13 protein-coding genes are annotated in these 12,532 nt (G+C 36.5%); 6 read left to right on the top strand and 7 right to left on the bottom strand.

Translation table 11 applies throughout. From position 1 onward, the window contains the following. Positions 1–33: 33 nt before the first annotated feature. The 5 genes from EAX61_RS11635 to EAX61_RS11615 form a co-directional block, all read right to left on the bottom strand. Positions 34–405, bottom strand: coding sequence for a LuxR C-terminal-related transcriptional regulator (locus EAX61_RS11635; protein ID WP_121917870.1), 372 nt, complete (start codon positions 403–405; stop codon positions 34–36). A 65-nt stretch (positions 406–470) separates the two neighbouring features. Continuing rightward, on the bottom strand, positions 471–1,103 hold the full coding sequence (locus EAX61_RS11630; RefSeq protein WP_121917869.1) for a response regulator transcription factor: 633 nt from the start codon (positions 1,101–1,103) through the stop codon (positions 471–473). After that, positions 1,100–2,974 (bottom strand): sensor histidine kinase, encoded by a 1,875-nt coding sequence (locus EAX61_RS11625; protein ID WP_121917868.1) that lies wholly within the window; start codon positions 2,972–2,974, stop codon positions 1,100–1,102. Before EAX61_RS11625 ends, EAX61_RS11630 begins: the two co-directional genes overlap by 4 nt. Continuing rightward, positions 2,974–3,615, bottom strand: a complete 642-nt coding sequence (locus EAX61_RS11620; RefSeq protein WP_121917867.1) for a hypothetical protein — start codon at positions 3,613–3,615, stop codon at positions 2,974–2,976. The genes EAX61_RS11625 and EAX61_RS11620 overlap by 1 nt, the downstream gene beginning before the upstream one ends. 14 nt (positions 3,616–3,629) lie before the next feature. Further along, the gene (locus EAX61_RS11615; RefSeq protein ID WP_121917866.1) at positions 3,630–4,784 is read right to left on the bottom strand and encodes a papain-like cysteine protease family protein; all 1,155 of its coding nucleotides are present in this window, start codon (positions 4,782–4,784) and stop codon (positions 3,630–3,632) included. A 417-nt stretch (positions 4,785–5,201) separates the two neighbouring features. Here EAX61_RS11615 and EAX61_RS11605 point away from each other — a divergent pair, with 417 nt between their 5' ends. Further along, positions 5,202–5,588 (top strand): pyrophosphohydrolase domain-containing protein, encoded by a 387-nt coding sequence (locus EAX61_RS11605; protein WP_121917864.1) that lies wholly within the window; start codon positions 5,202–5,204, stop codon positions 5,586–5,588. 71 nt (positions 5,589–5,659) lie between these two features. On the opposite strand, the gene EAX61_RS11600 is transcribed toward EAX61_RS11605, so the two are convergent. Together EAX61_RS11600 and EAX61_RS11595 are read right to left on the bottom strand one after the other, a co-directional pair. Next, positions 5,660–6,169, bottom strand: a complete 510-nt coding sequence (locus EAX61_RS11600) for an OmpH/Skp family outer membrane protein (protein ID WP_161555223.1) — start codon at positions 6,167–6,169, stop codon at positions 5,660–5,662. A gap of 73 nt (positions 6,170–6,242) precedes the next feature. Then, positions 6,243–6,482: a hypothetical protein gene (locus tag EAX61_RS11595; RefSeq protein WP_121917862.1), complete on the bottom strand. Its 240-nt coding sequence runs from the start codon at positions 6,480–6,482 to the stop codon at positions 6,243–6,245. 156 nt (positions 6,483–6,638) lie between these two features. Between EAX61_RS11595 and EAX61_RS11590 the strand changes: the two genes are divergently transcribed. The 5 genes from EAX61_RS11590 (at position 6,639) to EAX61_RS11570 (ending at position 12,455) form a co-directional block, all read left to right on the top strand. Next, positions 6,639–8,603, top strand: coding sequence for a peptidylprolyl isomerase (locus EAX61_RS11590; protein WP_121917861.1), 1,965 nt, complete (start codon positions 6,639–6,641; stop codon positions 8,601–8,603). Continuing rightward, the gene (locus EAX61_RS11585; protein ID WP_121917860.1) at positions 8,603–9,454 is read left to right on the top strand and encodes a peptidyl-prolyl cis-trans isomerase; all 852 of its coding nucleotides are present in this window, start codon (positions 8,603–8,605) and stop codon (positions 9,452–9,454) included. Before EAX61_RS11590 ends, EAX61_RS11585 begins: the two co-directional genes overlap by 1 nt. Continuing rightward, positions 9,438–10,877 (top strand): peptidylprolyl isomerase, encoded by a 1,440-nt coding sequence (locus EAX61_RS11580; protein WP_236642035.1) that lies wholly within the window; start codon positions 9,438–9,440, stop codon positions 10,875–10,877. Before EAX61_RS11585 ends, EAX61_RS11580 begins: the two co-directional genes overlap by 17 nt. A gap of 3 nt (positions 10,878–10,880) precedes the next feature. After that, entirely contained in the window at positions 10,881–11,834 is a 954-nt protein-coding gene (locus EAX61_RS11575; RefSeq protein ID WP_121917858.1) for an AAA family ATPase, read from the top strand. Between the two features lie 129 nt (positions 11,835–11,963). Beyond that, the gene (locus EAX61_RS11570; RefSeq protein ID WP_121917857.1) at positions 11,964–12,455 is read left to right on the top strand and encodes a hypothetical protein; all 492 of its coding nucleotides are present in this window, start codon (positions 11,964–11,966) and stop codon (positions 12,453–12,455) included. The last annotated feature ends 77 nt before the right edge of the window (positions 12,456–12,532 follow it).

Raw genomic sequence — 12,532 nt, 5'->3', positions numbered from 1 at the left:
AGGCAACACCATACCCAATAAAGGGTATTGTTACTACTCCTGATGGTAACGTAGTGCGACATTTTTGAGCTGACCAACTCCGGATATCTGTAATTTTTTGATAATATTTTTACGGTGTGTGCTTACTGTGGCTTCGCTTATTTTGAGAATTTTTGCAATAACCTTTGTTGTAAATCCCATCCCAATAAGGTTAAAAATTTGGGATTCTCGGCTACTAAGTCTGTCGATGTTCTTTTTTTGCTTGTCGTACACTAAGATGAGCGACAATACTTTGTCTATAAGTTCTGGGTGATCTGTAATATCCCGATACTCTTGTGCAATTGCAATGGTGGTAGATAGACTAATGGCGCAATTTACTTCTTGTGCCTTTTTAATGAGGTTAATTATTTTTTGCGTAAAATCCATACCGCAAGATACTTACGGGGAGAAGGCAAAAAAATACCCGAAAATGGGTATTTTATAATTACTGTTTAGTTGAATTCGTATTTGCGCTGGATGGCATATTTTAGAAGTTCTCCTTTGCCGCTTAGGCCCAGTTTTCGAATCATATTTTTGCGGTGTTTTTCGACAGTAGAGACTGCCGTAAACCTTATTTCGGCGATTTCTGAAGAGGTTTTGTTTTGGGCGATGAGGTTCAGGATTTCTCGTTCACTTTTTGAGAGTACTGATTTTGTTGTTTTTGCTTTCGCGAAAGCGTTATCATATAAACGTTCGTCTATACCGCTATCATAATACTCCTTTCCAGCATGGACCGCTATGACTGCTTTACGCACCTCTTCTAGAGGACTGTTTTTTAAAATATATCCTGATACGCCTGCCTCGTGCATTTGGAGAAAAGCATCATCTTGATCAAACATTGAGAATGCAACAATCTTAGTGTTAGGTAATTGCTCTTTAATAGCGCGAGTGACTGCAATTCCGTCCATAACGGGCATTCTGATATCCGTAATTACCACGTCGGGCCTTTTTTGTAGCACAATATCAAGCAGGGCTTTACCATCATTTGCAGTATCTATAATACTGATGTTCTTATCATATTGGAGCAGCAGTACCATGCCGTCTATAATTGCTTGATGATCTTCGCCTATTACTATTGTGATCATAAGGGTATGTCTATTATAATGTTAGTTCCTTTTCCTGGAGAGGAATCTACTTCCATAGTGCCCTCTAGATGTTCTACACGCCGCTCTATGCTGCCTAGTCCCATGCCATTACTACTGGTGAGTTTACCTACTTTAAACCCAACTCCGTTGTCCTCTACCATTATATTAAGTTCTTTGTCGTGTTGCGTTAGGGATACGGTCGCTTCTGTGGCATTTGAGTGTTTTATAATATTTGTAATGAGCTCCTGAATGATTCTAAAAATAGTAATCTCTAGATCATTACTTAATCTATCTTCTAATCCGAAGTCTTGAACTTCAATTTGTAATCCCTGACTACTAGAAATAGTATTGGCTAGTTTTTCGATAGCAGGTAGGAGTCCATTTTTAGCCATAACCCCACTATTTTTTTCGTGGGCTATGCCTCTTACTTGAGTGTAAGCTGCGCTTAAGAGTGTTGTCATTTTTGCTAGCGATAGGGTGGGGCTTTTCCCTTGTTCTATTGTATTTTCAATATTTCCCACATGCATTTTAAGTGCTGCTAGGGTACCTCCCAAGTTATCGTGCAATTCGCCAGCGAGACGCTGCCGTTCTTTTTCCTGACCAGAAACCATTGCGTTTATAGTTTCTATTTCTTTTTCCTTTAATGCTTTTTCTGTTTTTTGAATTTGAATGGCTTTTTCCTGCTCTGCAATGCGCTCATTGCGCTTTGAGTTGCGATATAGGAGTACTCCTATTATGGTTAAGAGTATAAGAAGGAATGCCAGTCCTATTGCTATGTTGAGATTACGCTCTTTATCAGCTTTTTCGGCGATGATTTGTTTTTCTTTTTGTGCGGTTTGGTATTTGGTCTCATATTCTGAAATGATTTGAATATTCTTGGTCTGATTTAATTTCAGTTCTTCATTTAGAAACTCATTCATATACTTAAAGCTGGAAAGACTATCTCCTAATTTTTTGTAAGCGAGATGTTCCCTATAGACAGCAAAACGATGTAATGATTGATTAAGAAACCCATCTTCAGGAATATTGAGTTTGTTTAAAACATCTAGTCCTTGTTTAACCTTATTTGCATCTATTAAGTAGGCGGCAAGATTTATTTGAGTAGCGATAAGTCGTTCTTTCTCAAAAAAGCCGCGTGGGGCTTTTAGGGAGTCGAGTGCTCTGTTTATATAAAAGTAAGCACTATCCTTATTTCCTGAGTACTGGAGATGATGGACAAAATGTGTGTTATCCCGGCGTATGGCGTAAATAGGGGAGGATAATTTTTCTAGGCTATTTTTTAATTTTTTGTATTTGTCGATAACGATTTCTGGATTTTTAAATTGAAATCGCTGCGTTATTCTATAGTCATAAAATTGTGCGATGTTGTATTCGACCTCATTATAGGCTAGTTGTTTATAGGTATCTATGAAGTATGTGTAACTAATGTCTTCGGCTGCAAAATGAAATCTTTCATAAATTTCTAATATATACTTAAGGCTCTCACAGGCTAAGACACGATTGTTTAGTGCCATACTTTCTTCTAGAGCTTGCCTAAGTAGTTGAAAGGATTTTAATTCATTACCTAAGTAGGCAAATTCTATAATACCATTGTTAATTTTACATATAATTTTGGATTCTGGATGGGTATACTTTGAAACATCATCTAGGAGCCTAGTATTTGGTCCAATTTTTAAAATGTCTAAATGATATCGTAGTACCTCATTCAATTCTTGATCTTTAATCTCTGCAAGCGTATTTTGTGCTTTAACAAAATATCCATTTTGACTATACTGAAAAAACTCTCCAAGGACATTCTGTCCAAAGGAGAGTGATATAGACGCTAAGATTAAAATAAGCGAAATATGGTATCTAAGATTTTTTAGACGCATTAGTTGTCAAGTATCACAGAGAAATTTGGGAAACATATACCCCAAGGACTACCTCCTATGCCTGACCTGCTCTGAAACGGTTGTTGGGTATTCCAAGTTTTTGTTGCTATCTCAAGATATTCATCTCCATCTCTCTCAAAGTAAACGGGATTTACATATGCAGAATTATCTGGATCATTAATATCAAAAAACTTCTTAGCGTTATTATCAAAATCCTGTATGGTTTGAGGAGGGTCTTGCAGCTGGTACTTTGTTTCAATCACCATTCCAGCAGTTAGTTTATACTCCGTCTGCAAGATAACATTCTTTATAAAATCATTTTTATGAAATGGGGCAACAGTTATTGCTATAAAAGCATCGGGGTCAAAAGTATTTACCTTTGCAGCTCGCTCCTCAGGTGATAGTACCTGGATTGTAGGATTGCCGACTAGTCCCATAGTAATACTACCTTTAAAATTTTGTAAGCGCACATCGCACTCTATTTTTTGGACTTCTACTCCAAAATTATTCTCCTCTGTTTTTACGGATTTAAATTTGATATATATCATATAGAATGTACCGTGATCTTGAGTACCTGCTATAGGTTGCCAGTCAGAATTTTCAATGAGTTGTAGTGGAAATTTTAAGCTTTGATGCGACATAATATTTAAGTTATTTAAGAAAAATTAATATTTACTTGTGATTGTGCTACTGCGGCAGAGTTATCTTTAAATGCAGTCAGTTTAGGTAAGGCTTCTAGTCGACTAATAAACGTTGTGTACTGTATTGCTTCTTTTTCAAAACCATAGTTCAAAGGACCTGATATAACGGTCACTAGATCGGTATCTAGTTGCTCATCATAAGTTAGGGTAAGACCGTAATCTTTTATCTTAACAGTCTTCTCATCAAGTATGATAACTTCGCTATCTGTATCATTAATAACCCTTTCTGAAAATTGGGATATACTCATAAAGTTTACTGGCCAATGTCTATAAACATAAGGTTCGCAGTTATCAATAGGAATTGAACTATTCGTATTAATCTCAAAATCATTTTGTAATTCAAGCTCAAAGAGCGCGGCATCTTTATTATTAGATTCCCTATAATATTTAAGTGTGCTGAAAGCGTTGAGATGGGTTAAGTAATACCAAGGGTTACGGTATTGGGGGTTCTCAATATTTTTTTGAGTCTGTATAAAATCTAATGACTCTTTGATAAACTTATATTTATCTACAAGAATTTTATCCTGTTCTAGATTTTCTTCGCTTATAACCTTTGCGGTCCAAGCATTATCTATATGAATGTTAGCAAGAAAGTTCTCGTACAACATATACTTCTCATTATTGTCTACTGGGTTGCCTACCTGAAGATAATCACAATGATTTCTGCTTCCGAATCCTGTGATTAGGATCATATGCGCTTGCTGAAATAAACGTGTTTTTAAAATTATAGGAGCATTAAAGGTTTTGAGAATAGAAACTATAGTTTCATAGTTATTAAAGATTTCAAGATCATTTATTTCCTCGGTTTCAAAGCCACCGTTTCTAAAAACATCACAGAGGTGATCTTGAGCTATTGGGATATTGCACGGTGTTCTCATTGCGCCGTCTTCTGAGCAACAATAATTATCATCGGTTATGAGATTATGGGAATTAAAAGAATGAATGTAATGACTTACAATTTCACATTGGGCCGTACCGATTTGAGAAGACGAATTTAATCCCTTAATCATTTTAGATAGGCAGGCGGCCCAGCACCAATATGAATTTAGGGGCTGCGCTTGATGATCCATTCCTAGAAAGCAGTAGAATTGAAGATCGTTTGAACTCATATTTCAAAAATGGGCATTTATGCTAATATACACCATACCCAATACTGGGTATATTGCACAGATAAATTATCCTTTTTTTACAAGTAATAAAAATAAAATAGACGAACTGCCTCGATAACACTACAATCGTACTAGTGCTTTAGGATAAATTTCAAAAAGACAAGAAGTGCTATAAACCCTAAGAAACCTAAGAGAACCCACTTACTGCCTTTATAGTTTTTACGGTGAAGGTTTGCATCTTTTCGGTATGAAAAGATGATAATCGCGACAAATGCCACGATAAAGAAGACTACAAATACCCATTGACCCGTACTGAACATTTTTACCTATTTTAGAGGTTTCAAAAATACGATTAAGGATATAAAAATTACGCTTTCGCGAAAGCGGATTACTCAATAAAATTTACACCAGTTTGATATGAAAGATAAAATAGCCGCTGTACATAAGTTTCATAGCTCTTTTGGGCTCGGGATAGAGAACGAACCTACCGCAAATTTACCAAAAGCAAAGAACCTGCTCCGATATAATCTTATGAAAGAAGAAAACGAGGAGTACCTTGAAGCGGCAAATGATGGCGATCTTGTAGAGGTGGCAGATGCCCTAGGTGATATGCTCTATATATTATGCGGGACAATCATAGAACACGGGATGCAGGATAAGATTGTTGAGGTGTTTAATGAAATACAACGTAGTAATATGAGTAAGCTGGGTGAAGACGGTAAACCCATATTTCGCGAGGATGGAAAAGTTTTGAAGGGTCCTAACTACTTCAAACCTAATATTAAAAATATATTAGATAATTAAAAGTAATTACCATATTCAAGTCATAAAAAAAGGGCCGCATTTGCGGCCCTTTATAATTAAGGTATAACAGATTATTCTGTAGCGATGCCTAATTTTGCCATTACTGCATTTGTAAGATCAAAAGCAGGATCAGCATATGCAAGATTATTGTTGTTTCCTATGGTGAGGACTTGTGTAAAAGATTGCTCTTTTGCCACCACAGAGAGTGCCTCCGATATTTTATTGTAAAGTGGGTTGAGCAGTTCAGACTGCTTTAACTGTATAAGCTGAGCTCCATTTGCACGAAATTTCTGAATGTCATTCTCCATTCCTGTAAGTTCTGTTTGCTTTGCGTTTTTTGCCTCATCAGATAATGTGGTAAAAGTTTCATTTGCAGCTTTAAGAGCAGCTTCATAAGTAGCGATCTTATCGGTAAGTTGCTTTTCAAGGTCTTGGTTGTAAACCTTAAGGGCTTCTTGAGATTGAGCAAGTTCTGGCATTTTTGAAATAATGAACTCAGGGTCAATTGTTCCTACTTTAGTCTGGGCAAATGTTGCAGCGGTTATAAACAGTACCACAACACATAACATAATTTTTTTCATTGTATAAGATTTAAATTTTGGCGTCAATGCCGGCAAATATATAAGTTCCAAAAACAATTTCTGTGCCATTAACTTAATTTTGGATGTATAGCTGTCCTCTATGAGGCTTCAAGTCGTCTCTTACAGGTGGCATATCTACTTCATCTACTACCAGATAAGCGAGGGTGTGCATATCATTTTGTGTTTCGGTACCAGACAAGGTGTTTTTTAACGCTTTTGCAGAAGCGTACTCTTTCAAATGTATAACGTGATGTGCAGCCGTCTGAGCAGCCACTGGACCGCGAAAATCCCAAATAAGTTTCAATTGTTTCATCTCTAATTTTATCAAACAAAGATATTAAAAAGAGAGATTCTAGCAGACGCATAGGGGTATCTCTATGCGCTTATACTATTTGCCAGTATTATCACGTTCTAATACACTTGTACAACCCTTGAGAATTGTTATTTTTGCTCACATTTAAAAACTACTATGATCAGAAGAATAAAAAACCTATTATCCCTGTCATTTCTAGTGATAGCCTCCATTTCATATGGACAACAAGACAGCGATATTCTCCTAACAATAAATGAAGAAAAAATCTCTGTTGCAGAGTTTAAGAGAGTATATCTTAAAAATCTAAATTTGGTTCAGGATGACTCTCAAAAAGATGTCGAGGGATATTTAGATCTTTTTATTGATTATAAGATCAAAATACAAGAAGCCTATAATCAGAAACTTGACGAGAAAGAAACCTATCAACGTGAGATGAAAGGATATCGTCGCCAGCTGGTAAAAAATCATCTTACAGATATAGAAGTTACGGATAAGCTTGTAAAAGAAGCTTATGATAGAATAAACGAAGAAGTAAAGGCGCGTCATATTTTAGTAAGGATAAATGATGAGAGTAATGCAGCAGATACATTAAAGGCATTTAACAAGATTATAGAAGCTCGCAAAAAGATTATTGACGGCGATTCATTTACATCGGTGGCTAAGCGTTATAGTGATGACCCAAGTGCAAAACAGAATGGTGGAGAGCTAGGCTGGTTCAAAGCTTTTAAAATGGTTTACCCGTTTGAGACTACGGCATATAATACTCCAGTAGGAGAGATTTCAAAACCTTTTAGAACGCGTTTTGGTTACCATATCGTGCAGCCCACGGAGCGTCGTAAATCTGCCGGTGAGGTTGCAGCTTCTCATATTATGATTGCTCTTAAGCAAAAGGATACAACTGTAGACCCAGAGAAGCGCATAAATGAAATCTACGCGTTGCTACGCCAGGGAGAACCCTTTAAAAGTCTCGCTATAAAATATAGTGAGGATAAGAAGTCAGGAAAAAAAGGAGGTACACTCAACAAGTTTTCTAAAGGTCAGTTGAGCAGTACTACTTTTGAAAATAAAGTTTTTGCGCTTAATAAGGAAGGGGATTATACAGAGCCCTTCAAAACAGATTTTGGCTGGCATATTGCAAAGTTAGAAAAGAGATACCCTATAGGTTCATATGACCAAATGAAGTATGAGCTGGAAAGCAAAGTGAAGCGCGATGCGAGAGCAAGAATTATTTCAGAACGACTTACAGACCGTCTTTTTGAAAAGTACAACGTCACCATTCCTAATGATTTAGTATCTTTTTTTAATGCAATAGTTACAGATGCTGTAAACCAAGAAAAATGGAAGTTTGATGCAACTTTAGATGGGTTGGATAAAATTGCCTTAACACTCAATGACACGATATACAGCTATATGGACGTGGGAGAGTTTTTGGAAAGATCACAGGTGCGCTCAAAAAAATATGCTAGTACATCCGAGTTTGTAGAAAATAAGATTGCGTCATTTTTTGAGACAAAAACCCTACAATATCACGAGGAGCATCTAGAAGAGCAAGATCCAGATTTTGCTGGAATCATCACAGAATATAAGGAGGGGCTTTTACTTTTTGATTTAATGGAATCCACGATATGGAACAGAGCAAAAACAGATAGCCTGGGCCTTCTAAAATACTATAATAAGAATAGTAAAAATTATCAATGGGATAAACGTATCGATGCGACCGTGATTAATACTTCGGATAAAGCGGTAGCAGAGCAAGCTAGGCAGATGCTAAATGATGGACAAACAGTAGATCAAGTTACTGCTGCGTTAAATGAAGGCACACAAATAAATATTATTGTTACCAGGCGTACATTTTCAGTAAATGATCCTAGTTTACCTAAAAGGTTAAATATAGCATTGGGAATAAGTGATGTTTTGGGAGAGAAAGATTATGAGGTTTATCAAATTCACGATATACTTCCTGCGGGAGTAAAAGCTTTAGATGAAGTAAAAGGACAGGTGGCTACAGATTTCCAAAAAGAAGTGGAGGAAATTTGGGTGAAACAATTAAGAGATAATGCAAAGATTGATATAAACACTAAAGTGCTCAAAAAACTAAGTAAATCCTTAAACGTTCAGTAATGTCTAGAATGCTGTTCTACATCTGTTTCTTGGGGTTGTTTATAAGCTGTAGTTTATTTACAACAGAGAAAGAACAAGATGTAGTTGCTCGTGTTTATGATACTTATTTAACGCGCAATACTCTAGATGAAAATGTGCCTGAAGGACTAAGTATTCAGGACAGTTCTAGAATAGCAAATGCCTTTATAAATAATTGGGCAACAAGACAACTACTTGTAGAAGGAGCAAAACGCAACCTGTCAAGCGATGAGCAAGATAAGTTTGATGAACTTGTAAAAAAGTATAGGGAGGATCTCTACACAAAGTCGTACAAGGACGCCCTCATTATTCAGCGTTTAGATACTATTGTGACTGATAAAACAGCCGAAACTTTATACGAGGACGAAAAAGAAAATTTTGTTCTTAATGAGCCCTTAGTGCAATTACGATACATTCACCTTCCTGAGGACTATACTAATTTAGAAAGACTTAAAAAGCATTTTATAGATTTTAAGGAAGAAGACAAATATGCATTAGATTCTCTGAGTCTCCAGTTTAAGTCATATTTTCTAAACGATAGTACCTGGGTTAAGAGAAGTCAAGTACGGTCTCAGATAGGAATGATAACAAAGGACAATGCAGATGTGTTGTTAAAAAAAACTAATTTCCTACAACTGCGAGATTCATTAGGATTATATTTGATCGCTGTAAACAATACGCTTTCTATAAAAGATATGGCACCGTTAGAATATGTTAGGCCAACAATTAATCAAATTATTTTAAATAAGAGGAAATTAGAGTTAGTAAAACAGCTCGAAAAAGAGATAAAGGAAGATGCAATTAAAGACAAAAAATTTGAAATATTTAAGTAGCGCGATGCTAGCCATCGTATGTTTTGGACAATCATTATGTGCCCAAGAGCCCGTAACAGAAGATGTTGTGGCAGATGCAGGAGAAGAAATGGCTATGCTAGAGGTAGTAGACACTACAAAGACGCCCTTTAAGCCTTTTAAATTAGATGGAGTAGCAGGAGTAGTGGGAGAATATGTTATTCTGGAATTCGACGTAGATAAAACACTTATAGATTTAAGGTCACAGGGAAGAGATGTTGAAGATATCTCTCGTTGTCAGATGTTTGAGAGTATGCTCGAGAGTAGTTTAATGACACACCACGCAGTACAAGATAGTTTGGAAGTAAGAGAGTCACAGATTAATGCCTACTCAGACCAACAGATAGAGCGTTTTAAAAGCCAACTTGGAAGTGACCAGAAAGTGGTCGAATTTTTCAAGAAAGAAAGTATGGCAGATTTACGAGCAGATTTGTTTGAAATTAATAAGAACAATGAGCTGGCTCGCTTAATGAGTGAGAAAATCATTTCAGAAGTTGAGGTCACTCCTGAAGAAGTACGTACTTTCTTTAAGAAAATCCCAAAAGATGAACTTCCTACTTTCGGAGTAGAATTGGAAATCGCACAGATTGTAATAACACCAAAGGCTTCTGAAGAAGAACGTGCAAAAGCCATCAAAACTCTCGAGCAGTACAGAGAGGATATAGTAGAAAACGGAAGTAGTTTTGCTACAAAAGCAGTATTATATTCACAAGATCCAGGGTCTAACACAAATGGAGGACTATATGTAATTAATAGGAAAACACCATTTCATAAGGAATTTATGGACGTTGCATTTTCTCTTCAACCGGGAGAGGTAAGTGAGCCGTTTGAAACTCCTGACGGTTTTCATATCCTTACAGTAGATAAAATAAGAGGTGAAAATCTGGAGATCAGGCACATTATATTAAGACCAGTGATTACCGAGGAACAAGAGCAAGAAGCAAAAGACGAGCTTAAGCTTATAAAAAGTAAAATCGAGGAAGGATCCTTAGATTTTGTAGATGCAGTTCAGGAGTTTTCTACAGATACAACAACAAAGTTTAATGATGGCGTTCTTACAAATGACATAACATTAGATCAGCGTTTTGAGTTGACAAAATTAGATCCAAGTATTTATCCTAGAGTAGCTACGTTACAGGTGGGTGAGATCTCAGAGGTTTTTAACGATCCAGATCGCAAGGGAACTACAAACTTTAAAATACTCACCGTAAATAAGCGTTACGAAGAGCATCTTGCAGATTTTAAGCAGGATTACGTGAAGATTAAGGATCTTGCTTTAAAAGAGAAAAAGATCCGTACAATCCAAAAATGGCAAAAAGAGAAAATTGCCGAAACCTATATTAAAATAAACGGTGATAATAGAGATTGTGAGCTTTCTAATAACTGGCTAAAAAAAGAAAAATAAAATATGTCTGACGTTGCAGCGATTGAAGCATTAGTACAAAAACATAAAGTCCTTAAAAAGGAGATTTCAAAGATCATTGTAGGACAAGAAATTGTAATTGATCAAATTCTTATTTCAATTTTTTCAGGAGGTCATGCTTTATTGGTTGGGGTTCCCGGTCTTGCAAAAACACTAATGGTCAACACAATTGCTACAGCTTTAGGTCTTGATTTTAAAAGAATTCAGTTTACTCCAGATCTAATGCCTAGTGATATTCTAGGCTCAGAAATTCTGGACGAGTCTAGAAAATTTAAATTTATTAAAGGTCCTATTTTTGCAAACATTGTACTTGCAGATGAGATAAACAGAACGCCACCTAAGACTCAGGCCGCGCTTTTAGAAGCAATGCAAGAACGGGTGGTAACAGTTGCTGGACAGCGATATCCATTAAGTTTGCCGTATTTTGTTTTAGCCACGCAGAACCCTATTGAGCAAGAAGGAACGTATCCGCTTCCAGAAGCACAGTTGGACCGTTTTATGTTCTCTATAAACTTAAAATACCCTTCCTTTCAAGAAGAAGTAGACGTTGTAAAAGCCACAACGGCAGATAAGAAGCCTACCGTAGATGCCTTATTTACAGCTCAGGAAATTATAGACTTTCAACAACTCATAAGGCGTATTCCGGTCGCAGATAATGTTATTGAGTATGCCGTAAATATGGTGAGTAAGACACGTCCCAAAACAGAAAATGCTACTCAACTTGTAAATGACTTTGTAGATTGGGGAGCGGGGCCACGTGCTTCACAAAATCTAATCCTAGGAGCAAAGACACACGCCGCGATACACGGTAAATTTTCTCCAGATATAGAAGATGTTCAAGCCGTAGCCGAAGGAATCTTAAGACATCGACTTATAAAAAATTATAAGGCAGAGGCTGAGGGGCTTAGTATTGAGGAGATTATCAAAAGTCTTTTCTAAAAATTCATCATTCATTAATTACTCGTGATTGCATAATTGTGTATTTCATCGAATAATTACGTTTTTTTACCGATGATTTGGTAATTTATTCTTAATTTGGCTAGTAGTTAACCCCAAGTCAGCTAGATTATGAAATCAAAATTACTTTTACTTGCATTCACTTGTCTTTTCGCTTTTACATCTTGTAGTGATGACGATAGCGTCCCTAATAATACCCTGGCGGGTGATAACGGCTTCGAGTTCGAAAAGACTGCTTACATAACAGATCTTGTGTTTATAGATGAGGACAACAACATCGTTCTGTCTAACCGCAATCTCACAACAGAAGGTGATGAAGAAGGTCATTTTGTTATATTCTCCACTAAAAATGGTAATTTAAACGAGCTTACCTATACCGTAGGTCAGAAACTTGAGAAGTGCAATGCGATCGTCTCTGGGCGTATGGAAAATGGAGTAGTGCAAGGTGCAGATGTTCTGGGGCAAGAAAACACAGAAAAAGGCTTTATGCGTATCGTAAACTTTAATAATTTTGACCAAGAAATAGATATCATATTCGAATTTACCCGTACTGACGGAAAATTAGTTTCTGGCAGTTATATCGGAAATTTTCAACGACTTTAAAGTATAAACTATTACGCTTTCGCGAAAGCGGACTCCGCAACACCCTAAGTGTAAAAAATCCTACTACCGCCTCAAAT

The sequence above is a fragment of the Dokdonia sinensis genome (assembly GCF_003688895.1).
Taxonomy (GTDB): Bacteria; Bacteroidota; Bacteroidia; order Flavobacteriales; family Flavobacteriaceae; genus Dokdonia; species Dokdonia sinensis.
Note: the sequence above shows the minus strand (reverse complement) of the source record. Positions and strands in the feature narration are given on the sequence as shown.

Excerpts from the sequence above, each read along its gene's own strand:
- EAX61_RS11570 (WP_121917857.1), top strand. The coding sequence starts at position 11,964 with ATGAAATCAAAATTACTTTTACTTGCATTCACTTGTCTTTTCGCTTTT.
- EAX61_RS11620 (WP_121917867.1), bottom strand. The coding sequence starts at position 3,615 with ATGTCGCATCAAAGCTTAAAATTTCCACTACAACTCATTGAAAATTCT.
- EAX61_RS11575 (WP_121917858.1), top strand. The coding sequence starts at position 10,881 with ATGTCTGACGTTGCAGCGATTGAAGCATTAGTACAAAAACATAAAGTC.
- EAX61_RS11585 (WP_121917860.1), top strand. The coding sequence starts at position 8,603 with ATGTCTAGAATGCTGTTCTACATCTGTTTCTTGGGGTTGTTTATAAGC.
- EAX61_RS11600 (WP_161555223.1), bottom strand. The coding sequence starts at position 6,169 with ATGAAAAAAATTATGTTATGTGTTGTGGTACTGTTTATAACCGCTGCA.
- EAX61_RS11595 (WP_121917862.1), bottom strand. The coding sequence starts at position 6,482 with ATGAAACAATTGAAACTTATTTGGGATTTTCGCGGTCCAGTGGCTGCT.
- EAX61_RS11615 (WP_121917866.1), bottom strand. The coding sequence starts at position 4,784 with ATGAGTTCAAACGATCTTCAATTCTACTGCTTTCTAGGAATGGATCAT.
- EAX61_RS11630 (WP_121917869.1), bottom strand. The coding sequence starts at position 1,103 with ATGATCACAATAGTAATAGGCGAAGATCATCAAGCAATTATAGACGGC.
- EAX61_RS11605 (WP_121917864.1), top strand. The coding sequence starts at position 5,202 with ATGAAAGATAAAATAGCCGCTGTACATAAGTTTCATAGCTCTTTTGGG.
- EAX61_RS11590 (WP_121917861.1), top strand. The coding sequence starts at position 6,639 with ATGATCAGAAGAATAAAAAACCTATTATCCCTGTCATTTCTAGTGATA.
- EAX61_RS11625 (WP_121917868.1), bottom strand. The coding sequence starts at position 2,974 with ATGCGTCTAAAAAATCTTAGATACCATATTTCGCTTATTTTAATCTTA.
- EAX61_RS11635 (WP_121917870.1), bottom strand. The coding sequence starts at position 405 with ATGGATTTTACGCAAAAAATAATTAACCTCATTAAAAAGGCACAAGAA.